The sequence below is a fragment of the Streptomyces sp. NPDC050287 genome (assembly GCF_044459385.1).
GTDB lineage: Bacteria > Actinomycetota > Actinomycetes > Streptomycetales > Streptomycetaceae > Streptomyces.
Window position 1 is genome coordinate 47,331 of the sequence record NZ_JBITIY010000007.1, and the last position, 24,330, is coordinate 71,660.

Annotated in this window: 19 protein-coding genes, 1 tRNA gene and 1 riboswitch; of the genes, 8 read left to right on the top strand and 12 right to left on the bottom strand. The window is 70.1% G+C overall.

All coding sequences use genetic code 11. From position 1 onward, the window contains the following. Positions 1-12 precede the first annotated feature (12 nt). The 6 genes from ACIBK3_RS25395 to ACIBK3_RS25420 form a co-directional block, all read right to left on the bottom strand. Positions 13-118: transfer RNA gene (locus ACIBK3_RS25395), tRNA-OTHER, on the bottom strand. Positions 119-430: 312 nt separating this feature from the next. Then, a complete protein-coding gene (locus ACIBK3_RS25400; RefSeq protein WP_399369050.1) occupies positions 431-667 on the bottom strand; it encodes a hypothetical protein in 237 nt (78 codons plus the stop codon). A 116-nt stretch (positions 668-783) separates the two neighbouring features. Then, the gene (locus ACIBK3_RS25405; RefSeq protein ID WP_399369052.1) at positions 784-1,503 is read right to left on the bottom strand and encodes an ABC transporter permease subunit; all 720 of its coding nucleotides are present in this window, start codon (positions 1,501-1,503) and stop codon (positions 784-786) included. 10 nt (positions 1,504-1,513) lie between these two features. Further along, positions 1,514-2,425, bottom strand: coding sequence for an ABC transporter ATP-binding protein (locus tag ACIBK3_RS25410; RefSeq protein WP_399369054.1), 912 nt, complete (start codon positions 2,423-2,425; stop codon positions 1,514-1,516). Next, complete coding sequence (locus ACIBK3_RS25415; protein ID WP_399369056.1) at positions 2,422-3,333, bottom strand: ABC transporter permease; 912 nt, start codon at positions 3,331-3,333, stop codon at positions 2,422-2,424. Before ACIBK3_RS25415 ends, ACIBK3_RS25410 begins: the two co-directional genes overlap by 4 nt. Next, complete coding sequence (locus ACIBK3_RS25420) at positions 3,323-4,300, bottom strand: ABC transporter ATP-binding protein (RefSeq protein ID WP_399369972.1); 978 nt, start codon at positions 4,298-4,300, stop codon at positions 3,323-3,325. The genes ACIBK3_RS25415 and ACIBK3_RS25420 overlap by 11 nt, the downstream gene beginning before the upstream one ends. Positions 4,301-4,529: 229 nt before the next feature. Here ACIBK3_RS25420 and ACIBK3_RS25425 point away from each other — a divergent pair, with 229 nt between their 5' ends. The 5 genes from ACIBK3_RS25425 (at position 4,530) to ACIBK3_RS25445 (ending at position 9,363) form a co-directional block, all read left to right on the top strand. After that, a complete protein-coding gene (locus ACIBK3_RS25425) occupies positions 4,530-6,287 on the top strand; it encodes an SDR family oxidoreductase (RefSeq protein ID WP_399369974.1) in 1,758 nt (585 codons plus the stop codon). A 121-nt stretch (positions 6,288-6,408) separates the two neighbouring features. Next, on the top strand, positions 6,409-6,972 hold the full coding sequence (locus tag ACIBK3_RS25430; protein ID WP_399369058.1) for an RNA 2'-phosphotransferase: 564 nt from the start codon (positions 6,409-6,411) through the stop codon (positions 6,970-6,972). Positions 6,973-6,997: 25 nt separating this feature from the next. Next, entirely contained in the window at positions 6,998-7,444 is a 447-nt protein-coding gene (locus ACIBK3_RS25435; protein ID WP_399369060.1) for a hypothetical protein, read from the top strand. Between the two features lie 51 nt (positions 7,445-7,495). Further along, on the top strand, positions 7,496-8,407 hold the full coding sequence (locus tag ACIBK3_RS25440; RefSeq protein WP_399369062.1) for an LLM class flavin-dependent oxidoreductase: 912 nt from the start codon (positions 7,496-7,498) through the stop codon (positions 8,405-8,407). 80 nt (positions 8,408-8,487) lie between these two features. Then, positions 8,488-9,363 (top strand): HAD hydrolase family protein, encoded by an 876-nt coding sequence (locus ACIBK3_RS25445; RefSeq protein WP_399369064.1) that lies wholly within the window; start codon positions 8,488-8,490, stop codon positions 9,361-9,363. Between the two features lie 104 nt (positions 9,364-9,467). Here the strand turns inward: ACIBK3_RS25445 and ACIBK3_RS25450 are convergent, their stop codons facing one another. The 5 genes from ACIBK3_RS25450 to hisC form a co-directional block, all read right to left on the bottom strand. Next, entirely contained in the window at positions 9,468-10,538 is a 1,071-nt protein-coding gene (locus ACIBK3_RS25450; RefSeq protein WP_399369066.1) for a M23 family metallopeptidase, read from the bottom strand. Positions 10,539-10,745: 207 nt separating this feature from the next. Beyond that, complete coding sequence (gene cydD / locus ACIBK3_RS25455) at positions 10,746-14,237, bottom strand: thiol reductant ABC exporter subunit CydD (protein ID WP_399369068.1); 3,492 nt, start codon at positions 14,235-14,237, stop codon at positions 10,746-10,748. A 77-nt stretch (positions 14,238-14,314) separates the two neighbouring features. Continuing rightward, positions 14,315-15,319, bottom strand: a complete 1,005-nt coding sequence (gene cydB, locus ACIBK3_RS25460) for a cytochrome d ubiquinol oxidase subunit II (protein WP_399369070.1) — start codon at positions 15,317-15,319, stop codon at positions 14,315-14,317. Between the two features lie 20 nt (positions 15,320-15,339). After that, on the bottom strand, positions 15,340-16,848 hold the full coding sequence (locus ACIBK3_RS25465) for a cytochrome ubiquinol oxidase subunit I (protein WP_399369072.1): 1,509 nt from the start codon (positions 16,846-16,848) through the stop codon (positions 15,340-15,342). Between the two features lie 214 nt (positions 16,849-17,062). Next, on the bottom strand, positions 17,063-18,142 hold the full coding sequence (gene hisC / locus ACIBK3_RS25470; RefSeq protein WP_399369074.1) for a histidinol-phosphate transaminase: 1,080 nt from the start codon (positions 18,140-18,142) through the stop codon (positions 17,063-17,065). Between the two features lie 438 nt (positions 18,143-18,580). On the opposite strand from hisC, the gene ACIBK3_RS25475 reads away from it, so the two are divergent. From ACIBK3_RS25475 to ACIBK3_RS25485, 3 genes are all read left to right on the top strand, one after another. Further along, positions 18,581-19,693 (top strand): LacI family DNA-binding transcriptional regulator, encoded by a 1,113-nt coding sequence (locus tag ACIBK3_RS25475; protein ID WP_399369076.1) that lies wholly within the window; start codon positions 18,581-18,583, stop codon positions 19,691-19,693. A gap of 289 nt (positions 19,694-19,982) precedes the next feature. Beyond that, complete coding sequence (locus tag ACIBK3_RS25480; RefSeq protein WP_399369078.1) at positions 19,983-21,065, top strand: metallophosphoesterase; 1,083 nt, start codon at positions 19,983-19,985, stop codon at positions 21,063-21,065. Between the two features lie 192 nt (positions 21,066-21,257). Next, positions 21,258-22,121: a hypothetical protein gene (locus ACIBK3_RS25485; RefSeq protein WP_399369080.1), complete on the top strand. Its 864-nt coding sequence runs from the start codon at positions 21,258-21,260 to the stop codon at positions 22,119-22,121. A 211-nt stretch (positions 22,122-22,332) separates the two neighbouring features. Here ACIBK3_RS25485 and thiC read toward each other — a convergent pair whose 3' ends face one another. Further along, complete coding sequence (thiC, locus tag ACIBK3_RS25490; protein ID WP_399369081.1) at positions 22,333-24,135, bottom strand: phosphomethylpyrimidine synthase ThiC; 1,803 nt, start codon at positions 24,133-24,135, stop codon at positions 22,333-22,335. Further along, positions 24,128-24,317, bottom strand: a riboswitch (TPP riboswitch). Its footprint overlaps the gene before it by 8 nt. Positions 24,318-24,330 lie beyond the last annotated feature (13 nt).

Consider the following 24,330-nt stretch of genomic DNA (forward strand, 5'->3'; position numbering starts at 1 on the left):
CACTTGGTCTTGCGGAGGATGCACGAATCGAACGTGCGCGGGCTTTTCCGGCCCGACCACGGCTTGCTTCTCATCGGACACAGCGCAAACCGGTGCCTTACCACTCGGCCAATCCTCCGGGAGGGCGACCTCACGCGGACGCGGTGCGCCGCGTGCTCGAAGCGGCCGCCCCGGGCAGCTCCCCGTGCGGTACGGACTCGACGGAGGCGTAACTACTCCGGAGTCCGCCGCGGGCTGCCCTGTGGGGAGCTGGACGGACTGTCGTGCATGGACATCGCCCGGCTCCTCCCCAGTGCGTGGCGCCGGTTCGAACCCGGCGTCCTGGACACCACCACTGTGCCCGGACGCCGAGTCCGACGCCACTGATTAACGGGCGGCCGCAGAGCCGCCGGGCCGGGTCCTGTCGAGCCCGTGGTCCGGGGGCCCGGTCCTACCGGCGGCGCCACCTGCGCCGGCGCTTGCTGAAGAACCACCCCGCGGGCGGCTCGTCGGAGCGCCAGGGCTGGGGTTCCGGCTCCTCGCTGCGCCAGCGCGCGGCGAGCATCCGGGCCCGGGCGGACGGTTCGGACGTGTCGGCGGAGCGTATGAAGTCCTCGTCGAGGACCAGGTCGTCCCATACGTCCCCGGACTGCCCCCGGCCGTCGTGCTGTGGCGTTTCGCCTGCCATCCCCGTCCTCCCACCCGAACGTCCCGATTGCCCAGTGTGCCCGGACAGAGGTGAAGCCTCCGTCAATAAGCGGGGCCGGTGAGCGAGGTCATGAGCGAGCTCGATGTGCGGGGCCTCTACTCCTCGCCCGCGAGCGTCAGCGACCGCAGTTTCTGTCCCGCGTACCAGGTGGCGAGCACGGTGACGACGACCAGCAGGACCGTCGCCGTCGTCAGTCCGACGTCGGAGGTCACCATGTCCCCGCCGGCCACCTTGTGGGCCACGGCCAGCGACCACTGCTGGACGCTGAGCGTGCGGGCCCCGGACACGAGGGAGCCGAACAGGGCCTCCCAGACGAGCGCGTAGACCAGCCCGAACACCACCGCGTGACGGGAGACCGTGCCGAGCAGCAGGAAGAGCGCCGCGTAGGCGATGGAGGCGACCAGGGCGGCCACCGTGTAGGCCACGGCGATCTGCTGGCCGTTGCCGTTCAGGATGAAGCCCGCGATCAGCGTCGGCACGGCGGAGAAGACCATCGTCACGGCGATCGCCACGATCAGCTTGGTGAAGATGATCGTCGGCCGTTTGACCGGCTTGGACAGCAGATAGACCACCGAGCCGTCGTCGATCTCGGGACCGATCGCGCCCGTGCCCGCGATGACACCGATGATCGGCACCATGGTGGCGAGCGCGAGCCCGCCGAGCAGGTCGGACGCCGTCTGGTCGTCGGCGCCGGCGAGGGCGCGCACCACGACCGAGATCACGATCAGCAGCAGGGGCAACGCGCCCAGGATGAGGGCCCGGCGCCGGCCGAGCAGGGCCCGGTAGGTGAGTCGGGCGACTGTGGGGTCGTACATCTTGGGCCTCCTACGCCGCGACGAGATACGAGAAGACGGACTCGAGGGACTCGTCGGACGGCGAGACCGTGAGCAGCCGGATGCCGTGGTCCTTCGCGACCCTCGGCAGCAGGGCTGTGAAGCGGCCGAAGTCGACGGCCTGGATACGCAGGGCGCCCTCGGCGAGGTCGACCTCGATGCCGGACGTCGACGGGTCGGCGATCAGCGCGGCCGCGAGGGCGCGGTCGTCGCTGGAGCGCACCAGGTAGCGGTGCGGGCGGTCGGTCATCAGGCGGCGGATCTTGCGGAAGTCGCCGCTGGCCGCGTGCCGTCCGGCGACCACGACCTCGATGTGCCAGGCGAGTTGCTCGACCTCTTCGAGGATGTGCGACGAGAACAGCACCGTGCGGCCCTCGTCGCCCATGCGCCGCAGCAGGTCCATCAGCTGCATGCGCTGGCGCGGGTCCATGCCGTTGAAGGGTTCGTCGAGCAGGAGCAGCGACGGGTCGTGGACCAGGGCACTCGCCATCTTCACGCGCTGGCGCATGCCTTTGGAGTACGTGGAGATCTTGCGGTCCTGCGCGTACTCCATCTCGACCGTGGCCAGCGCCTTCTGGGCGGCCTTGGCGCCCAGGCCGTGCAACTCGGCGTTGGCGACGACGAATTCGCGCCCGGTGAGGAAGTCGTACATCGCCTCGCGCTCGGGGACGACGCCGATGTGCCGGTAGATCGCCTCATTGCGCCACACCGGCTGTCCGTCGAGGGTGACGGTGCCGGTGGAAGGGGCGAGGAAGCCGCCCATCATGTTGATGAGGGTGGACTTTCCGGCGCCGTTGGGGCCCAGCAGGCCGGTGACGCCGGGGCCGATGGTCATGGTGATGTCGTTGACGGCGACCACGTTGCCGAACCAGCGCGAGACGTGGTCGATGGTGAGCGTGGTCACAGTCCGACCTTTCGGTAGCGGCGCATCAGGAGGCCGTAGCAGGCGGCGATCAGACCGAGGGTGAGCAGGACGTAGACCACGCCCTCCCCGTCGGTCGGGCCGACCCCTCCCGGGAACGCGGAGGTGGCGCCCAGGAACGCGGACTGCACTCCGTCGATGAGCGTGATGGGCGAGAACAGGCCGATCCAGGCGATGGCTCCGGTGCCGGCGGTCTGCGCCTCGGCGATGGCCTGGAGGGTGGAGACGGCGCCGTAGGAGATGGTCAGGACGGCGATCACGGCCGCGATGCCGAAGCCGCGGCGCGGAGTGACCGCCGCGATCACCAGGCCGAGGCCGGCGAAGAGCAGTGAGAGCAGAGCCACGGAGACGACTCCCTGCGCGAATCCCTTGGTCTGGTCGGCGAAGTCGAGTTTGGCCAGCAGGGCGCCCGCATAGAGCACCAGCAGCGGGGCGGCGGTGAGGATGAACAGCGCCGAGGCCATCGCCGCGAACTTGGCCCGTACGTAGTCCGCGGTCTCGATGGGCCGCGAGAAGTACAGCGGTACGGTCTTGAAGCGCAGGTCGCGCGAGACGGACTGGGGTGCCTGCGAGGCGACGTACAGGCTGATGACGGCCTGCATGACGATCGCGTAGCGCGTGTAGTCGAGGGGCAGTTCCTTGGCCTTCGTGGCGACCGCGACGGCCACCATGATGGCCGCGGGCACGCACATCACCACGAACAGCAGCATCGGCAGCACCTTGGACTTGACCGAGCGGCCGAGGCCGTAGGCGCCGCGCAGGGACTGCGAGTAGAGGGAGCGGCGGGCGTAGGCGCGGCCCAGACGGGGGCCGTCGTAGGCGCGGTAGCCGATGTTGTGGATACGGGTCTGGTCACCCGAAGGTGCTGCTACGGAGTGCTCAGTTGCCATGGCCGACCGCCTCCTTCCGCTGTGCGTCGCGCTGTTCGTCGCTGTCCGTGAAGACCTCCGAGATGTGGTGCCGGCGCTGTTCCATGCGCACCAGGCCGATGCCGAGGTCGGCGACCACATCGCGCACCACGTCGTATGTCTCCTCGCCCTGCGCGGTGAGCAGCAGCACGTGTCCGGCGCCCGGCAGGCCGCCGCCGCTGTCGAGGACGTCCAGCCCGCGCGCCTGCAGCGCCTCGCGCACCGCGCGGGTGCCGTCCGGGTGCTCGTCGGAGTCGGTGACCTCGATCGCGAGGGTCGTGGTGGTCTGGGTGAAGTCGGTGGTGGAGCTGGAGCGCAGGAGCTTGCCGCCGTCGACCACGACCACGTGGTCGCAGGTGCGCTCCAGTTCGCCCAGCAGGTGGGAGGTGACCAGGACCGAGATGCCGAAGTCGGTGTGGATGCGGCGGATGAGGCCGAGCATCTCGTCGCGGCCGACCGGGTCGAGGCCGTTGGTCGGCTCGTCCAGGAGGACCAGCTGCGGGTCGTGCACGAGGGCCTGCGCGAGCTTCACGCGCTGCTTCATGCCGGTGGAGTAGCCGCCGATGGGGCGGTAGCGCTCCTCGTACAACCCGACATGGCGCAGCGTGTCCGCGGTGCGTTCGCGGGCGGCGGCGGGCGGCAGGCCGGACATGCGCGCCATGTGCACGACGAACTCGGTGGCCGAGACGTCGGGCGGCAGGCAGTCGTGCTCGGGCATGTAGCCGACCCGCTCACGGATGGTGGCGCCCTTGGTGGCGACATCGAGGCCGAGCACTTCGGCGCGGCCCTCGGTGGCGGGGGACAGACCCAGCAGGATCTTGATCAGTGTGGACTTGCCGGCTCCGTTGGCTCCGACGAGTCCGGTCACACCGGGCCCGACGTCCACGGAGAGCCGGTCAAGCGCGGTCACCCTGGGGTACCGCTTGCTCAGGCTTTCGGTCGCGATCACAGTCACGTCCTAGAAGATAGTGACGCGTACCACGCCGGTCGTCAGACCCCAGAGCCGTCTTCGCCTCAGACTCCAGACGTACGGGCCCGTAGGGGGAACCCCTACCTGAGAGTTACGCGGAGTTGCACGCGGCCCGGGGGCCTGTTGACGCGGACGCCGAGCACAGTGCCTTCTGGCTGGAGGACGATCTGCCGCACCTGCGGCGCTGAGCGGAGGAGAAGTGACTCAGGTGCCTCTTGAGGGCGCGCGGGAGCGCCGGGTGCTCACCGGTGGGGTCGAGCTGTGCGTGGCCGAGCTGGGGGAGCCGTCGGCGCCGACGGTCGTCCTGGTGCACGGCTACCCGGACAGCAAGGAGGTGTGGTCCGAGGTGGCGCCCCGGCTGGCCGAGCGCTTCCACGTCGTCCTGTACGACGTCCGGGGCCACGGCCGGTCCACGGCACCGAAGCCGCTGCGCGGCGGGTTCACGCTGGAGAAGCTGACGGACGACTTCCTGGCCGTCGCGGACGCCGTCAGCCCGGGCCGGCCCGTGCACCTGGTCGGACACGACTGGGGGTCGGTGCAGGCCTGGGAGTTCGCCACGGTCCGGCGCACCAAGGGCCGCATCGCCTCCTTCACCTCGATGTCAGGGCCGTCCCTGGACCACTTCGGCCACTGGATCGGCAAGCGCGTGAGGCGTCCCACTCCGCGCCGGGTCGGCCAGCTGCTCGGCCAGGGCGCCAGATCCTGGTACGTGTACCTGCTGCACACCCCCGTCCTGCCCGAGCTGGCCTGGCGGGGCCCTCTCGGCAGGCGCTGGCCCCGCATCCTGGAGCGCGTCGAGAAGGTCCCCGGCGGCGACTACCCGACCCCGTCGCTGCCCACGGACGCGGCGCACGGTGCGTGGCTGTACCGCGACAACGTCCGGGCCCGGCTGCGCCGCCCTCGTACGGACGCGTACGCCCACGCGCCCGTGCAGCTCATCACGCCCCTCGGCGACACGTTCCTGTCGGAGAGGCTCCACGACGAACTGGAGCAGTGGGTTCCGCGGTTGACGCGGCGCACCCTTCCGGCCAAGCACTGGATCCCGCGCACCCGTCCCGACCAACTGGCGGCGTGGATCACGGAGTTCGTGTCGCGTGTGGAGAGCGGAAGGCCTGAGCCCGTTTCGGCGACGGGCCGGTACGCCGACCGCTTCGGCGGGCAACTCGTCCTGGTCACCGGCGCGGGCAGCGGCATCGGGCGGGCCACGGCGCTCGCGTTCGCCGAAGCCGGAGCGCGCGTGGTGGCCGTCGACCGGGACGCCGGGACCGCGGCCCGCACCGCCGAGGAGTCCCGGCGGGCCGGCGCGCCCGAGGCCTGGGCGGAGACGGCCGACGTATCCGACGCACAGGCCATGGAGAAGCTCGCCGCGAAGGTCGCCGCCGGTTACGGCGTCGTGGATGTCCTGGTGAACAACGCGGGCATCGGCCTGTCCGGCTCCTTCTTCGACACCACGCCGGAGGACTGGAAGAAGGTCCTCGACGTCAACCTGTGGGGTGTGATCCACGGTTGTCGGCTCTTCGGGAAGCAGATGGCCGAACGCGGACAGGGCGGCCACATCGTCAACACCGCGTCGGCCGCGGCGTACCAGCCCTCCAAGGTGCTGCCCGCCTACAGCGCCTCCAAGGCGGCGGTGCTGATGCTGAGCGAGTGCCTGCGCGCGGAGCTGGCCGGCCGGGGGATCGGGGTGAGCGCGATCTGCCCGGGCCTGGTCAACACCGGCATCACCTCGACCGCGCACTTCGTGGGCGTCGACGCCGCCGAGGAGAAACGGCGCCGGCAGCGAACCGCCCGGCTGTACGGGCTGCGCAACTACCCGCCGGAGAAGGTCGCCGACGCCGTGCTGCGGGCGGTGGTACGCAATCAGGCCGTGGTCGCGGTGACACCAGAGGCCCGCGGTGCCCGTCTGTTGTCCCGCATCACGCCAGGGGCGCTGCGGGCGATCGCACGGCTGGAGCCACCGCTGTAATCCAAGGCTCGTTGTCCACAGAATCGCCAATTTCCCTGTGGATAACCGCACTTGGCTGTGGATCAAACATCATCAACAAAATCATTCGCGTGATTCACATCCCTCCCGTCACGCTGGTGAGATGGACGAAAGACGCATGGATGAACAACGCACCGTCAAGGTGTCCAAATATCTGTCGAAGCACCTACGGCACCAACCGGAGCGGATCGGACTGACCCTCGACGAGGGTGGCTGGGTGGAGATCGACACGCTGATCGCCGCGGCCGCCGCGCACAGCTTCCGGTTCACCCGGGCGGAGCTGGACCACGTGGTCGCCGCCAATGACAAGCGGCGCTTCGCGATCGACGGCACCCGGATCCGCGCCAGCCAGGGGCACAGCATCGACGTCGACCTGGGCCTGGCGCCCGCGACCCCGCCGCCGTACCTCTACCACGGAACTGTGGCCCGCTTCCTGGACGCGATCCGCACGCAGGGGCTGCGGCCCATGAACCGGCACGACGTGCACCTCTCGTCCGATCGTGAGACGGCTGCCCGCGTCGGCGCCCGCCGCGGTCGCCCGCTCGTGCTGTCGGTGGACGCCGGCGCCATGCACGGCGACGGCCACATCTTCCATGTGAGCGCGAACGGGGTGTGGTTGACGAAGGCGGTACCGCCTCAGTACCTGCGGTTTCCCGAGCCGCACTGACCTACTGTCCGCCAGAATCACTGGTATGGACCACTTCCCCACCACCGAAGCCGCCGTCACCGCTCTGCGGGCCCTCGCCGACGACTTCGCCCGCGAGATCGAGGTCGCCCACGACATCGGCGCCGACCAGACCTCCCGCCGCAGCGCCGCGGGCGTCGGGGTCACGACCGATCCGGACGGCTCCCTGCCCCATGAGGCCTATGTCGAGTTCGGCGGCATCCCACGGGTGAGCGTTCGGCTCTACCCCGACGACGACGCCCTGATCGATGTCGAGGGCGTCGAGTGCCCCGACATCCCGCGCGACGACGTGCCCGCCTTCCTGCGCTCCGTCTTCGGTGACCTCGCCCACGTCAAGGGCCGTCGCTTCCGGCCCGGCTACTTCCTGATCGTGCCGCTGCCCGGCGACCGTACGCACAAGGAGTACATCCCGATGATCACGCTCAGCCCATGGCTGAGCGGACGGGTGCGATGACCGTCGGTGAGTGTTTCACGTGAAACACGGTCAGCCGCATACGCTCGACCCATGAGTCTGCGTCTGAGCACTGTGATCCTTCCGTACCGCCGCTGGCACGAGGGCGGACGTTCGACATGGCAACGCGCGGAGCAGCTCGGTTTCCACGCCGCCTACACCTACGACCACTTGTCCTGGCGCAGCTTCCGGGACGGTCCCTGGTTCGGTGCCGTACCGACGCTGACCGCCGCCGCGGGCGTCACCGACACCCTGCGCCTGGGCACGCTGGTGACCTCGCCGAACTTCCGGCAGCCGGTGACCCTCGCCAAGGAGCTGATCTCCCTCGACGACATCTCCGGCGGGCGTATCACGCTCGGTGTCGGCGCGGGCGGCACCGGATTCGACGCCACGGCGCTCGGACAGGAGCCGTGGACCCCGCGCGAGCGTGCCGACCGCTTCGCCGAGTTCGTGTCGCTCCTCGACCGGCTGCTGACCGAGGACGGCGCCCAGGGCGTGTCGTACAAGGGCGACCACTACTCGGCGCACGAGGCGCGCAACATCCCCGGCTGCGTACAGCGGCCCCGGCTGCCCTTCGCCGTGGCCGCGACCGGCCCGCGCGGACTCAGACTCGCCGCCCGGTACGGACAGGCCTGGGTGACCACCGGCGACCCCAGGCTGTACGAGAACGGCACCCCCGACCAGTCGGTTCAGGCCCTTCGCGGACAGAGCGAGAAGCTGGCCGACGCCTGCGCCGCGCTCGGACGGGACGTGCGGGACATGGACAAGGTCCTGCTGACGGGATTCACCCCGGACCGCGCCCGTCCGCTCCAGTCCCTCGACGCGTTCGTGGACTTCGCGGGCCGGCACCGGGAGCTGGGTTTCACCGAGATCGTGATCCACTGGCCGATCCCCGACTCGGACTTCGCCGCGGACGAGAAGGTCTTCGAGCAGATCGCCATAGAAGCACCCGCTCAACTGAGCTGACGGCACAGGTGAGAGCGGTGGCACAGCAGATGCGCGCAGGCCCGCACGGACGTGCGGACCGACTGCAGGACAATGGCCGGGTGACCTCAGCGACTCGACAGCCCGAAACCCCGGCCGCCACCGCCCCGCCGCGACTGATCGCCACCGATCTGGACGGCACCCTGCTGCGCGACGACCAGTCGGTCTCCGCGCGCACCGTCGCCGCCCTCGCCGCGGCCGAGGAGGCGGGCATCGAGGTCTTCTTCGTCACCGGCCGCCCGGCCCGCTGGATGGACGTCGTCAGCGACCATGTCCACGGCCACGGCCTGGCCATCTGCGGCAACGGCGCCGCGGTGGTCGACCTGCACGGCGGTCCGGGCGCCCACAAGTTCGTGAAGGTACGCGAACTGGCCCGGGACAACGCGCTGGACGCCGTACGGCGGCTGCGCGAGGCGGCGCCGGGCACGGTGTACGCCGTGGAGCAGACGTACGGCTTCTACCAGGAGCCGGACTATCCGAAGCTGCACCTGGAGATCCCCGACTCCCTGGCACCTGCCGAGGATCTGCTGGCGCCGGACGCCCCCGGCGCCGACGAACCGGTCCTCAAGATCCTCGCCTACCACCCCACGGTCGACCCGGACGCCTTCCTCACCCTCGCCCGCCTCGCCATCGGAGAGCGCGCCAACGTCACCCGCTCCAGCCCCAGCGCCCTGCTGGAGATCAGCGGTCCCGACGTCTCCAAGGCAAGCACGCTCGCTCTGTGCTGCGCCGAGCGCGGCATCTCGCACGAGGAGGTCGTCGCCTTCGGGGACATGCCCAACGACGTCGAGATGCTCACCTGGGCGGGCCGGTCGTACGCGATGGGCAACGCGCACCCGGATGTGATCGCGGCGGCCAGCGGCAGGACGGTCGCCAACAACGAGGACGGGGTCGCTGTCGTGATCGAGCAGCTGCTCGCGGAACGCGGACAGCCGTAGGCGGTTCTCGCCCGGCTCACTGTCCCCACGTCACTCCGCGTGCGGTTGCTGTCCCAGCGACCTCCGCGTGCGGTTCCTGTACCAGCGACCTCCGCGTGTGGTTGCTATCCCAGCGGCACTCCTCTTGCCGCCAACCAGGGCACCGGATCCACCGCCGAGCCCATCTCCGGGGTGACCCGCACCTCGAAGTGCAGGTGCGGACCGGTGGAGTTGCCGGATGTGCCCGACTGCCCGATCCACTGCCCCGGACTCACCTGCTCACCCTGGTCGACGGTGACGGCGGCGAGATGGGCGTACTGCGTGTAGTAGCCGCCCATGTGCTCCACGACCACCTCGATCCCGAAGGCGCCCCCGCACGACACCTTCACCACCCGGCCCGCGCCGACCGCCCGCACCGGCGTACCGATCGGCACCGCGAAGTCCTGCCCGGTGTGCCGGTTCGCCCACCGGGCACCGCCGCTGCCGAAGCCGGCGGACAGCGTGTACGCCTCCACCGGAGCGACCCACGCGTTCGTGACGGCGCTCCGCGGCTGATCCAGTCGGACGGCACCGCGGCAGGCACCGGCCGCGACGGACGCGTCCGCCTGCCCCTGCAACCGCCAGCGCGCCTCGTCGAGTTTCTGCTCGATGTCCTTCTTCAGTCCGGCGAGTTCGGCGTTCCGCTGCTCCAGGGCCTGCCAGGCCGTCACGGCCTTCTTCTGGTCCGCGGCGAGCCGGCGCTCGGCCCGGCGGCTCTTGTCGATCGCGTTGTTGACCGCCAGCTGGGTCTGGGAGAAGACGTGCTGACCGCGCATCAGTTCATCCGGGCTGCCGGCGAGGATGATCTGCGCGGTGAGCGGCACTCCGCCACCGCTGCGGTACTGGGCCCGTGCGATGCGGCCCAGGTCCTCGTGCGCCACCGCGCTCTCCCGTCGCTCCCGGTCGAGGAGCGCCTCCACCCGCAGCGCCCGCGCCCGCTGCACCTCGGCCTTGAGCCGTCCCGCCTCGTACCGCTGCGTCGCCACGGCCGCGTCCTCGTACAGCCGGGCCACCTGCCCGCTGATCCCGGAGTGAGCCGAGCCGTGCGCACCCCCGCCCGTGCCGCCGTCACCTCCGTCGGGGGGACGGGCCGCGAGCACGGCGAACGCGCACAGCAGCGCCGGAACAAGCAGCGGGTGACGGCGAAGTGAGCGCATGTCAGCGATCGTGACTCGGCCACTGGGCCGCAGTCCTGTTCACGTCGTACGGCTGGGGGAACGGTTGCGGCAGACGGGTGTCACGGGGCAGCGGTCTCGCTTGCGGCGGGCACGTCTCACGGGGGCAATGGTCTCGCGGATCCGGATGGGCGTGGAGTGCGGCTCCAGCCGGCAAGCGGGCTGACCGCTCGGCCTCCGACACGCTTCCTACCGCGCCCCCACCAGCAGATCCGCCGCCTCCTCCCGCGCCGCCATCCCCCGCAGCGGCCCCTGGGCCGCCGCAAGTTCCGCGTACGTGCCGCGCTGCACCACCCGTCCCTCGTCCAGCACGATCACCTCGTCCACGGCCGCCAGGCCGGCCAACCGGTGGGTGATGAGCAGGGTCGTACGGCCCTCGGTGGCGGCCAGCAGGTCGGCGGTGAGCGCGTCGGCCGTCGGCAGGTCGAGGTGCTCGGCGGGCTCGTCGAGCACCAGGACAGGGAAGTCGGCCAGCAGGGCCCGGGCCAGTGCCAGCCGCTGCCGCTGCCCGCCGGACAACCGCGCTCCGTGCTCGCCGACCAGCGTGTCGAGCCCGTCGGGCAGGCTGTCGGCCCAGTCCAGCAGCCTGGCCCGCCGCAGCGCGTCCCGCAGTTCGTCCTCGGTCGCGTCCTTCCTGGCGAGGAGGAGGTTCTCGCGCACCGAGCTGTCGAAGATGTGTGCGTCCTGCGCACACAGCCCGACGAGCCGCCGTACGTCGTCGCCGTCCAGTCCGTACGCGTCCACCCCGCCCAGCGTGTACGCACCCGCGTCCGCGTCCAGAAAGCGCAGCAACACCTGCGCGAGCGTCGTCTTGCCGGACCCGGACGGCCCGACCACGGCGATCCGGCGCCCCTCCTCCAGGGTGAGGTCCACTCCGGCGAGCGCGTCCCGGTCCTGCCCGGCGTGCCGGGCGGCAAGGCCCCGCACCACGACGGGGAAGGGCGACGCGGGCGCCTGCCGGGGCCGCTCCGGCTCCCTGACCGGCTCGGGCGCGTCCAGCACCTCGTACACACGCTCCGCGCTCCGGCGCACCCGCTGCCGGTACTGCGCGGCGAGCGGGAGCCCGAGGACGGCCTCGAGCGCGGCGAGCGGGGTGAGGACGACGACCGCCATCGCCACGCCGCCCAGACGCCCGTCGGCGACCGCCTGGGCGCCCACGAGCGCGGTCGCGGCCACCGTCAGGCCGGAGATCAGCGCGGTCAGTCCGTCGCCGAGCGCGGTGGCGGTGGCGGCACGTGAGGCGATCCGGGTGAGCGTCCCGTCGGCCCGCCGCGCCTCGGCGGTACGTCCGGGCAGGGCGCCGGCGACGGTCAACTCGGCCGTCCCGGTGAGCAGGTCGGTCACCCGGGTCGCCAACGCGCCGCGGGCGGGCGCCAGCCGGCGCTCGGACCGTCGGGCAACGGCACCGGTGACCAATGGGACACCGGCACCGGCGGCCAGCAGTCCGGCGGCGAGCGCCACCGCTGCCTCCGGCAGCAGCCAGGCGGTGAAGCCGACGGAGGCGGCGGACACGAGCACGGCGGCACCGGCGGGCAGCAGCCACCGCAACCAGTAGTCCTGCAGGGCGTCCACGTCGGCGACCAGCCGGGAGAGCAGATCGCCCCGCCGGGTGCGGCGCAGTCCGGCGGGTGCCAGCCGCTCCAGACGCCGGTATACGGCGACCCGGGTGTCGGCCAGCATCCGCAGCACGGCGTCGTGCGACACGAGCCGCTCGGCATACCGGAAGACGGCCCGCCCGATCCCGAAGGCCCGCGTCGCGGTCACGGCCACCATCAGATAAAGCACGGGCGGCTGCTGCGAGGCCCGCGAGATGAGCCACCCGGAGGTCGCCATGAGCCCGACGGCACTGCCGAGCGCGAGACTTGCGAGCGACAGGGCGAGCATCAGGCGTCCCCGCCGGGCACCGGACATGGCCCGGACGCGGGCCAGGACACCACGGGCGTCCCCCGTTGACACCATCGTCTGCGGGACATCGGGGACGAGGGCCGGTCCGGCTTCGATCGTGCGGACTCCGGCCGTGCTGTGCGCCGCCTCCCTGGGGGCGGGGGAGACCGGCTCGGCCAGCCGCACCACCCGGTCCGCCACCGACAACAACGCGGGCCGGTGCACCACCAGCAGGACCGTCCGCCCCACCGCCAGCCGTCGCACCGCCTCCACGACCTCGCCCTCGGTGGCCCCGTCGAGCGCCGCCGTCGGTTCGTCGAGCAGCAGCACGGGCCGGTCGGCGAGGAACGCCCGGGCCAGCGCCAGCCGTTGCCGCTGCCCGGCGGACAATCCGGCACCGTCCTCCCCGAGCACGGTGCCCGCGCCTTCGGGCAACGCGTCCACGAACTCCAGCGCCCCCGCGTCCGCCAGCGCCCGTCGTACGGCGGAATCGCCGGCGTCGGGCCGGGCCAGCCGTACGTTCTCGGCGATCGTCCCGGCGAACAGGTGCGGCCGCTGCGGCACCCACGCGACCCGCGACCGCCACTGCTCCAGGTCTGTCTCGGCGAGATCGACTCCCCCGACCGACACCCGGCCCTCACTGGGGCGTACGAAGCCCAGTATCACGTTCAGCAGCGTCGACTTGCCCGCACCGCTCGGCCCGACGAGCGCGACCGTCTCCCCGGGCTCGACGGCGAAGGACACGTCCGTCACGGCGTCCCCGGACCGCCCGGGGTACCGGACGGTCACCCCCTCGAAGGCCAGGCGTCCCGTCGGCACGGCGCCGGAGCCTGACGCCGGCACCGGCGTCTGAAGCACCGAGAAGATCTCCTCGGCGGCGGCCAGCCCCTCGGCCGCCGCGTGGTACTGCGCCCCCACCTGCCGCAGCGGCAGATAGGCCTCGGGCGCGAGCACGAGAACGACCAGGCCGACGTACAGGTCCATGTCCCCGTGCACGAGCCGCATCCCGATGGTCACGGCGACCAGCGCCACCGACAAGGTCGCCAGCAACTCCAGCGCGAAGGAGGAGATGAAGGCGATCCGCAGCGTCCGCATGGTCGCCTGCCGGTACTCGCCGGTGATCCGCCGGATGGACTCGGACTGCGCCTTCGCCCGCCCGAACACCTTCAGGGTCGGCAGGCCGGCCACCACGTCGAGGAAGTGTCCGGACAGCTGGGACAGCAGCCGCCACTGACGGTCCATCCGGGACTGGGTGGCCCAGCCGATCAGCATCATGAAGACCGGAATGAGCGGCAGGGTCCCGGCGATGATGGCCGCAGAGACCCAGTCCTCGGTGACGATCCGCGCCAGTACGGCCACCGGAACGACCACCGCCAGCCCCAGCTGCGGGAGATAGCGCGAGAAGTAGTCGTCCAGGGCGTCGACTCCCCGGGTGGCGAGGGCGACCAGCGAACCGGTCCGCTGCCCGCTCAGCCACCCCGGCCCCAGCGCGACCGCACGCTCCAGCAACCGCCCGCGGAGCTCCGACTTCACCGCCGCGCTCGCCCGGTGCGCGCCGAGTTCGGTGAGCCAGGAGACCAGCGCGCGCCCGCCCGCGACGGCCACCAACAGCAGCAGGGGAGTACGCAGTTCGGGGACCGACAGCCCGTGCTGGAACGCGCCCACCACGATCTCGGCGATGAGCATCGCCTGCGCGATGATCAGAAGGGCCCCGACGGCACCCAGGCCGACCACCGCCACCAGGAAGAACCGGGTGGCACGGGCGTACCGGAGCAGACGTGGATCGATTGGTTTCACGTGAAACACACCTCAGCGCACGGTTTCAGCAAGGTCAGCACACGGGTTCGCAGGGTCAGTGCACGGGTTTCGCAAGGTCAGTGCACGGTCTCAGCAATGTGCTGTGTGCCGATCCGCTTGCGGAACACCCAGTAGGTCCAGCCCTGGTAGAGCATCACGATCGGCGTGGCGATCGCCGCGCACCACGTCATGATCTTCAGGGTGTACGGGCTCGACGAGGCGTTGGTGACCGTCAGGTTCCATTCCGCGTTGAGCGAGGACGGCATGACGTTCGGGAAAAGCGTCAGGAAGAGCATCGCCACCGAGGCGACGATGGTGATGCCGGACAAGGCGAACGACCAGCCCTCACGCCCTGCCTGGTTGGCCACAAGGGCCGCCACCAGAGCCGCGACCGCCACGACGAGCGCGATCAGGCTCTTGCCGTCACCGCCGTCGACCTGCGTCCACAACAGGAAGACCAGCGCTACCACCGCGGTGACCAGACCCACGCCCGACGCCAGCTTCCGCGCCCGCTCCCGGATGTCCCCCACGGTCTTGAGGGCCGTGAACACCGCGCCGTGGAAGGTGAACAGCGTCAGCGTCACCAGACCGCCGAGGAGGGCGTACGGATTGAGCAGGTCCCAGACGGCACCGACGTAGTTGAAACTCTGGTCGATCTTCACGCCGCGCACGATGTTGCCGAAGGCCACGCCCCACAGGAACGCCGGGAGCAGCGAGGTCCAGAAGATCGCGGTCTCCCAGTTGCGCTGCCATTGCTCCTCGGGCCGCTTCACCCGGTACTCGAAGGCGACGCCCCGGACGATCAGGCAGACCAGGATGAGCAGCAGGGGCAGGTAGAAGCCGGAGAAGAGCGTGGCGTACCACTCGGGGAAGGCGGCGAAGGTCGCGCCGCCGGCCGTGAGCAGCCAGACCTCGTTGCCGTCCCAGACCGGACCGATGGTGTTGATCAGGACCCGCTTCTCGGCCCGGTTCCGGGCGAGCAGCTTGGTGAGGATGCCGACCCCGAAGTCGAAGCCCTCCAGGAAGAAGTAGCCGGTCCACAGGACGGCGATGAGGACGAACCAGACGTCGTGAAGTTCCATGACTGTGCAGCTCCCTCGGCCTAGTACGAGAAGGCCATCGGCTTGTCGGCGTCACGGGAGTCGCCGCCGATCTTCGTGGGCGGGTTGAGGTCGGCCTCGGTGAGCTCGGGCGGGCCTGCCTTCACATACTTCGCCAGCAGCTTGACCTCGATGACGGCGAGGATGGCGTACAGGCTGGTGAAGACGATCATCGAGGTGAGGACCTCGCCCTGGGAGACTCCGGGGGAGACCGCGTCGCGGGTCTGGAAGAGGCCGTAGACGACCCAGGGCTGGCGGCCCATCTCGGTGAAGATCCAGCCCCAGGAGTTGGCGATCAGCGGGAAGGCCAGGGTCAGGACCGCGATGCGCCAGTACCAGGTGGTGAGCGTCGGGCCGAGGGCCTTCTTCCCGAAGAGAACGAGATGCGGCACTTCCTCGTCGCCGACCCGGAGGTGCCTCGGCAGCAGGAACTTCTTGCGGGTCAGCCAGAGTCCGGCCAGTCCGATGGCGAAGGACGTCATGCCGAAGCCGATCATCCAGCGGAAGCCCCAGTAGGCGACCGGGATGTTGGGCCGGTAGTCACCGGGCCCGAACTTCTCCTGTTCGGACTTGTTGACGTCGTTGATGCCGGGCACGTACGAGGTGAAGTCGTCCTTGGCCAGGAAGGACAGCAGGCCGGGGATCTCTATCGCGACCTTGTTGTGGCCGGCGTCGACGTCGCCGTAGGCGAAGACGGAGAACGGCGCCGGAGACTCGCCGTCCCACAGGGCTTCGGCGGCGGCCATCTTCATCGGCTGCTGCTCGTACATGATCTTGCCGAGGGTGTCGCCGCTGATCGCGGTGAGCATGCCGCCGATGACCACGGTGACCAGGCCGAGCCGCAGCGAGGTCTTCATCTCGCGGATGTGCTTCTTGCGCAGCAGATGGAAGGCGGAGATGCCGACCATGAAGGCGCCGCCCGTGAGGAAGGCCGCCGAGAGGGTGTGGAAGGCCTGGGCGAGCGCGGTGTTCTGGGTCAGCACGAGCCAGAAGTCGGTGAGCTCGGCCCGCCCCTTCGCCTCGTTGATCTTGTAGCCGACGGGGTGCTGCATCCACGAGTTGGCCGCGAGGATGAAGTAGGCCGACAGGATCGTGCCGATCGAGACCATCCATATGCAGGCCAGATGGATCTTCTTGGGCAGCTTGTCCCAGCCGAAGATCCACAGGCCGATGAAGGTCGACTCGAAGAAGAAGGCGATCAGGGCCTCGAAGGCGAGCGGGGCGCCGAAGATGTCGCCGACGAAACGCGAGTAGTCGGACCAGTTCATGCCGAACTGGAACTCCTGCACGATGCCGGTGACCACGCCCATCGCGATGTTGATCAGGAAGAGCTTGCCCCAGAACTTGGTGGCCCTGAGGTACTTCTCCTTCTCCGTGCGCACCCACGCCGTCTGCAGCCCGGCCGTGAGGGCGGCCAGGGAGATCGTCAGGGGGACGAACAGGAAGTGGTAGACGGTCGTGATGCCGAACTGCCAGCGCGCCAGGGTCTCCGGCGCCAAGGCTATGTCCACGTCGTCGTCTCCTTACCTCGCCGTGGTGCTGTGGCAATACGCGCCCATTTGTCGCAGACATCCTGGAACAACCGGACACGCTTGTGAAAGCGTTCACATTCACAAGCAATTATGACCCATACCCGTTCGAGGTGTGAGGGGTGGGGGGTCCCTGGTACCGGCCGACCGGTCCTACCGAGGTGGGACCGGTCGGCTCAAGACACCCTGCGGAGACCTACAGCTCCTGCCGGAACCCCTCCGCCGCCTTCAGGAAGATGTCGTTCGCCTCGTTCTCCCCGACCGTGACCCGCACGCCCTCACCCGCGAACGGCCGGATCACCACTCCTGCCTGCTCACAGGCGCGCGCGAACTCGACCGTGCGCTCCCCCAGCCGGAGCCAGACGAAATTGGCCTGCGTCTCGGGCACCGTCCAGCCCTGGGCGCGGAGCGTGTCGACCACGCGCGTGCGCTCACACACCAGAGAGCCGACCCGGCCGAACAGTGCGTCCTCGGCGCGCAGCGAGGCGATGGCCGCCTCCTGTGCGAGATGACTCACACCGAAGGGCACGGCCGTCTTGCGCAGCGCCGCCGCCACCGGCTCATGGGCGATGGCGAAGCCGACCCGCAGACCGGCGAGGCCGTACGCCTTGGAGAACGTGCGCAGCACACAGACGTTCGGCCGCTCGCGGTACAGCTCCACGCCGTCCGGGACTTCGGGGTCGCGGATGAATTCGCGGTACGCCTCGTCCAGCACCACGAGCACGTCACCGGGCACCCGGTCGAGGAACCGTTCCAGCTCGGCCCGGCGCACGACCGTGCCCGTGGGGTTGTTGGGGTTGCAGACGAAGATCAGCCGCGTCCGGTCGGTGATCGCGTCCGCCATCGCGTCCAGGTCGTGCACATCGCCCGGGGTCAGCGGCACCCGCACCGAAGCGGCTCCGCTGATCTGCGTGATGATCGGGTACGCCTCGAAGGACCGCCAGGCGTAGATCACCTCGTCGCCGGGGCCGGCCGTCGCCTGGATCAGCTGCTGGGCGACGCCGACCGAGCCGGTGCCGGTGGCCAGGTGGGAGAGCGGGACACCGAAGCGTTCCGACAACTCGCCGATCAGGGCCGTGCAGGCCAGGTCCGGGTAGCGGTTGAACGACGAGGCCGCGGCCATCACCGTCTCCATTACACCGGGGAGCGGCGGGTACGGGTTCTCGTTGGAGGACAGCTTGTAGGCCACCGGGCCGCCGGCCGCGGCGGGCCTGCCCGGCACATAGGTGGGGATGCCCTCCAGCTCGGCGCGCAGCTTGGGCCTCGTCTCGCTCACCGCAGTCCTCCTCGTGACCACCGGCTGACCATCAGCACCGCCGGCTTCCATTGCTCCTCACCCTATGAGGATTCGGCGCCGCTGCGTACAGGTGCGCGACAACCTCGTCCGCCGCCGTCCCGGCACCGGCTGTCCCCTCGGCGTCACGCGCATCACCGTACGAAGGCACAGGAATCCAGGGGCGCGATCACATATATCTACGCGCCGGTGGCTCACGCCGTGGCGCGCATCGCTCGTCAAGGTGAGTTGAGACCTCTTCGAAACATCCGCGAGTTGGCAGGCCGGGATACGCCGACACGTCACGTCCTACCGGAAGATCCCTCAACTCCCTTACTTTCCAAGGTAATTGGCCCCTCGTGACCTTGCAGAAACGTGTCTGTCAACGCGTGCATATGCGTCCGCCCTACCCCACCGCATGAGCCCTACTATCGGCTCGCCATGACAGCAGCAGGGAAGCACCAGGTGAGCCGCGCGGAAACCTCTCGGCGAGGCAGCCGGCCGGGCAGGGCGGGCATCAGAGACGTTGCCGCCGCCGCCGGAGTCTCCATCACGACCGTCTCCGACGCCCTCAACGGGAAGGGCAGGCTCCCGGACGCCACCCGACGCCATGTCCGCGAGGTCGCCGACCGGCTGGGTTACCGGCCCTCGGCCGCCGCCCGCACCCTCCGTACCGGCAAGTCCGGACTGATCGGTCTGACCGTGACGACGTACGGGGATGAACCTTTCACCTTCACCGAGTTCGCGTACTTCGCCGAGATGGCGCGGGCCGCCACCTCGGCCGCGCTCGCCCGCGGCTACGCCCTCGTCATCCTCCCCGCGACCTCCCGCCACGACGTCTGGTCGAACGTCGCACTCGACGGCACGGTCGTCATCGACCCGTCCGACCAGGACCCCGTCGTCAGCGAACTGGTCCGGCAGGGATTACCGGTCGTATCCGACGGCCGCCCGGCCGGCGCGCTCCCGGTCACCGCCTGGGTCGACAACGACCACGAGGCCGCCGTCCTCGGCATCCTCGACCACCTGGCCGACGCCGGCGCCCGCCGCATCGGCCTGCTCACCGGGACCAGCACGGACACGTACACCCATCTGTCCACCACCGCGTACCTGCGCTGGTGCGAGCGGGTGGGCCAGGATCCGGTGTACGAGGCCTACCCAGCGCACGATCCGTGCGCGGGCGCCGTCGCCGCCGACCGGCTGCTCGCCCGCCCCGACCGCCCGGACGCCGTCTACGGCCTGTTCGACCCGAACGGCACCGACCTGCTCGCCGCCGCCCGTCGCTACGGACTGCGTGTACCGGACGACCTGCTGCTGGTCTGCTGCAGCGAGTCCACCGTGTACGCCAACACCGAGCCGCCCATCACCACGCTCTCCCTGAAACCGCGCCGCATCGGCACAGCCGTGGTTCAGCTCCTCATCGACGCCATCGAGGGGCTCGAGTCGGACCGGCCGGTCGAGCAGGTGATACCGACCGAACTGATCGTGCGTACCTCGTCCCAGCGACGTCCGCCGCGGACGACGGTCAGCGCGCCGCGCTCCCCCGCGGGAAAGTAGCGCGGGCGACCGGGGAAGGCGGCAAGCACGTTCGGCCGGGCAGTGCGGAGGCGGTGACCAGGCTCTCACCGGCGGGTCGCCGGAACGCTCAGCGGTCGGTCACCGGACGGTCGAACCCCTGCCCAATCGGGGCGAAAGCCACGGTGAACGGGAGTCCTGCTCCGATTCACCACCCCTGGGTCATCACACGACGCGATCCGCATTCCTATGATGGGCCCACGACACCGCGGGCCGCTGCGACCAGGCAGTCCGAAGCGGTGCAGATGCGGCGCGATGGTGGAGGGGTCTGATGACTCAGGGGGCCGGTCAGGGACCCGAGGCGGAGCGGACGGCGACGTTGCGCGACTTCCGGGTACCCGCGTACGTCCACGAGACCGGTCCGTACCCGCAGGGCGTGCACACCGGTGACACGGTCAGCCCGGTCGAGGAACCGGTGGACCACCCGGAGGGCTACACCCCCACGGAGCGCGACCTGCCGGTCATCAACCGGGGCGACACGCTGCAGACGGCCGTCGATCCCGCCTCCCTCCCGGCCCCACAGCCCACGGTCGGCCCCGGCCCTCTCTTCGTCGTCGGGGACGTGCACGGCTACCTCGACGAACTGGTCGCGGCGCTCCAGGAGAAGGGCCTCCTCGACGCCGCGGGCAACTGGTGCGCGGGCACCGCCCGGCTGTGGTTCCTCGGCGACTTCACCGACCGCGGCCCGGACGGCATCGGCGTCATCGACCTCGTGATGCGGCTGTCCGCCGAGGCCGCCGCGGCCGGCGGCTACTGCAAGGCACTCATGGGCAACCACGAGCTCCTCCTGCTCGGCGCCAAGCGGTTCGGCGACACCCCGGTCAACTCCGGCGCGGGCACCGCCACCTTCCAGGCGGCCTGGCTGCTCAACGGCGGCCAGAAGACCGACATGGACCGCCTCCAGGACCACCATCTGCAGTGGATGGCCCGCCTCGACGCCATGGAGGAGGTCGACGGGCACCTGCTCGTCCACTCCGACACCACCGCCTACCTCGACTACGGCGACTCGATCGAAGCGGTCAACGACACCGTCCGCGAGACCATCACGCGCAACGACGCGGACGAAGTGTGGGATCTGTTCCGCAAGTTCACCAAGCGCTTCTCCTTCCGCGACGAGGGCGGCGCCGACCATGTGCGCTCCCTGCTCGACACCTACGGCGGCACCCGCATCGTCCACGGCCACAGCCCCATCCCCTACCTCCTGGGCGAGGTCGGCTCCGAGGAGGGCGAGGACCCGGCCGGCCCCGTTGTCGAGGGCCCGCACCTCTACGCCGACGGACTCGCCATCGCCATGGACGGCGGAGTGACCATGGCCGGAAAGCTGCTGGTCCAGCAACTGCCGCTGGATGTCTGAACGTTCACGGGGCAGACGTTCCCCACGCCGGACCGGCCGGTGACGGCACAGGCCACAGCGCATTTTCGGTAAACCCCCTGTCACGCCGTACCGTCATCGCTCTACCATCGGCTTATCCGTAGCAGGCTCCCCTCCGTTTCTGCCCGACGGCTCGTCAGCGTGCGAGCCCCAAGCCCTACGGAGCATCGGGGGATGCACATGAACAGCGTTCCGCAGCACCTGCTGAGCGAGGACCGCCAGGAATACGAGCGGATCCTCGATGAGGCGCTGCGCTCCGCACCGACCCGCCCGGAACTGGCCGCTGTCGGACAGCGGCTCAACCCGGAACAGCTGCGCACCATGGCGCTCAACGCCACCGCACTCATCACGGCGGCCGCGGCGACCGAGTACCAGCACTACGTGAAGGTCCGCGAGCAACTGCGCCATCCGGCGCCGTCCACCCCGTCGTCCCACCGTGACACCGGCTCCGCGGAGCCGGGCACGGCCACGATGGGGCTCGCCACCACCATGGGAGAGGTCGCCGAGACCACCGGCGCGGGAGCCATCGCCGTCGTCGCGGTCCTGGCACCCGTCCTGGCCGGAACCGCCGCGGCGATCTTCCTGCTCGTGGGCTACATCCTCAAGATGCTCGACCCCGAGCCGGCGTTCGCCCAGACCATGCTCACCGCCGGATGGGTGTTCGGCGCCATGACCGCGGCCGCGATCCTCGTCGCCGCCGTCGGACTGCTCCTGACCGCCCTGCGCAACCGGCCCTCGCTCGAGGCCGGACCCTACAGCGAGATGACCGCGGAAGTGACCCGGGCCAGGGAAGCCTGGCTCGAGGCACTGCTGGAGCGCGGCATCCTGCCGTTTCTGCGGGAGGCCCTCGCCGATCCCGGCACCGCAGCACTGCGTCGTACGGCACCGCCTGCGCCGACCAGCCGCATGCCGCACCTCGGCTACGACCGGCCCGGCTTCAGCAGCCCGGACGACGGCGCCACCGGCTCACGCCCGAGCTTCACGAGCCCGGACTACTCCAGCCCGGACTTCGGGGGGCCGGAGCACAAACCGGAGTAACAGCCGGAACAGCCCCTCGGCTTGCGCCCCCCACCAGCCCCGTCCGGGAAGCGCAAGCCGAAGACCCGGCCACCAGCCGTGCCGGAGTGCGCCCTTCTGCCCGCAACCACTCGCTCTTGCCGCCGCACCCGACCGCCCCCGGTCGTTGAGACCACCGGGCCGGCCGGGCCCGCGCGCCGGGCGGACGCGGGCCCTACGTGCGGACTGCCGGTCAGTCCGCGATCGGCAGGTACACCCGGTTACCCGCCGCCGCGAACTCCTTCGACTTCTGGGCCATGCCCTCCTCGATCTCCTCCTGACTCCCGCCATGCCGGCGGCGGATGTCTTGTGAGATCTTCATCGAGCAGAACTTGGGCCCGCACATCGAGCAGAAGTGAGCCGTCTTGGCGGGCTCGGCCGGCAGGGTCTCGTCGTGGAACTCCCGTGCCGTGTCCGGGTCGAGGGCCAGGTTGAACTGATCCTCCCACCGGAACTCGAACCGGGCGTCGGACAGCGCGTCGTCCCGCTCCTGCGCACCTGGGTGCCCTTTGGCGAGGTCGGCTGCGTGGGCGGCGATCTTGTAGGTGATGACGCCGGTCTTGACGTCGTCACGGTTGGGCAGGCCCAGGTGTTCCTTGGGCGTGACATAGCAGAGCATGGCCGTGCCCCACCAGGCGATCATCGCGGCACCGATGCCGGAGGTGATGTGGTCGTACGCCGGCGCGACGTCCGTGGTCAGCGGGCCGAGCGTATAGAACGGAGCTTCATCACAGATCTCCTGCTGAAGGTCGATGTTCTCCTTGATCTTGTGCATCGGAACATGGCCCGGGCCCTCGATCATGGTCTGAACGTTGAAACGCTTCGCGATCCGGTTGAGTTCCCCGAGCGTGCGCAACTCCGCGAACTGCGCCTCGTCGTTGGCGTCCGCGATGGAGCCCGGCCGGAGACCGTCGCCCAGCGAGTACGTGACGTCATAGGCGGCGAGGATCTCGCAGAGTTCCTCGAAGTTCTCGTACAGGAAGCTCTCCTTGTGGTGCGCGAGGCACCACGCGGCCATGATCGAGCCCCCGCGGGAGACGATCCCGGTCTTGCGATGCGCCGTCAGCGGCACGTAGGGCAGGCGCACGCCCGCGTGGACGGTCATGTAGTCCACGCCCTGCTCGGCCTGTTCGATGACCGTGTCCTTGTAGATCTCCCAGCTCAGCTCCTCGGCGCGACCGTCGACCTTCTCCAGCGCCTGGTAGAGCGGCACTGTTCCGATGGGGACGGGGGAGTTGCGCAGCACCCACTCGCGGGTGGTGTGGATGTTGCTGCCGGTGGACAGGTCCATGACCGTGTCGGCGCCCCAACGGGTCGCCCAGGTCATCTTCTCGACCTCCTCCTCGATGGAGGACGTCACCGCGGAGTTGCCGATATTGGCGTTGACCTTCACCAGGAACCGCTTGCCGATGATCATCGGCTCGATCTCCGGGTGGTTGATGTTGGCAGGCAGCACGGCCCGGCCCGCCGCGATCTCCTCCCGGACCACCTCGGGGGAGACGTTCTCCCGGACGGCCACGTACTCCATCTCGGGCGTGATTTCGCCCCGGCGGGCGTACGCGAGTTGGGTGACCGCGTTGCCGTCGCGACTGCGGCGCGGCAGGCGCGGCCGGCCTGGGAAGACCGCGTCGAGGTTGCGCAGCCCGCCGCGCGGCGAGGTGTGCTTGAGCCCGTCGTCCTCGGGGCGGACGGGCCTGCCCGCATACTCGTCCGTGTCGCCGCGGGCGATGATCCAGTTCTCCCGCAGCGGCGGCAGACCCCTGCGGACATCGGTGTCGACGTGCGGGTCGGTGTACGGACCGGACGTGTCGTAGAGCGTGACCGACTGCCCGTTGGTGAGGTGCACCTGACGGACCGGCACCCGCAGATCGGGGCGTGAGCCCTCGACGTACGCCTTGTGCCAGCCGATGGACTTCCCGGCCTCCTGGGACTCTTCGCCCTGATTGAGCGGTTCGTCCTGGTTGGAGACAGGCGTGCGTGCGTCCTTGTTGGTCATGAGACCTACTCCCTACGCCGGCATTACCCGGTAACAGGTTCGGCGGTCGACGCAGCGGCTTCCGTCCGTCGACGTCTCGTGTGAAACGTCACTGGATCCAGATGACGTTCCACGTGAAACATCGCTGGGACGGAGGTCAGCGCCCTCTCAGCCCGGTGCTCCGAGCTCCCGCGTGTGCAAAGGTGCCTCCACGCT

Coding starts and splice junctions, on each gene's coding strand:
- ACIBK3_RS25475 (WP_399369076.1), top strand. CDS start 18,581: ATGACAGCAGCAGGGAAGCACCAGGTGAGCCGCGCGGAAACCTCTCGG.
- ACIBK3_RS25440 (WP_399369062.1), top strand. CDS start 7,496: ATGAGTCTGCGTCTGAGCACTGTGATCCTTCCGTACCGCCGCTGGCAC.
- ACIBK3_RS25435 (WP_399369060.1), top strand. CDS start 6,998: ATGGACCACTTCCCCACCACCGAAGCCGCCGTCACCGCTCTGCGGGCC.
- ACIBK3_RS25400 (WP_399369050.1), bottom strand. CDS start 667: ATGGCAGGCGAAACGCCACAGCACGACGGCCGGGGGCAGTCCGGGGAC.
- ACIBK3_RS25430 (WP_399369058.1), top strand. CDS start 6,409: ATGGACGAAAGACGCATGGATGAACAACGCACCGTCAAGGTGTCCAAA.
- ACIBK3_RS25405 (WP_399369052.1), bottom strand. CDS start 1,503: ATGTACGACCCCACAGTCGCCCGACTCACCTACCGGGCCCTGCTCGGC.
- thiC (WP_399369081.1), bottom strand. CDS start 24,135: ATGACCAACAAGGACGCACGCACGCCTGTCTCCAACCAGGACGAACCG.
- ACIBK3_RS25450 (WP_399369066.1), bottom strand. CDS start 10,538: ATGCGCTCACTTCGCCGTCACCCGCTGCTTGTTCCGGCGCTGCTGTGC.
- ACIBK3_RS25485 (WP_399369080.1), top strand. CDS start 21,258: ATGCACATGAACAGCGTTCCGCAGCACCTGCTGAGCGAGGACCGCCAG.
- ACIBK3_RS25480 (WP_399369078.1), top strand. CDS start 19,983: ATGACTCAGGGGGCCGGTCAGGGACCCGAGGCGGAGCGGACGGCGACG.
- ACIBK3_RS25415 (WP_399369056.1), bottom strand. CDS start 3,333: ATGGCAACTGAGCACTCCGTAGCAGCACCTTCGGGTGACCAGACCCGT.
- cydB (WP_399369070.1), bottom strand. CDS start 15,319: ATGGAACTTCACGACGTCTGGTTCGTCCTCATCGCCGTCCTGTGGACC.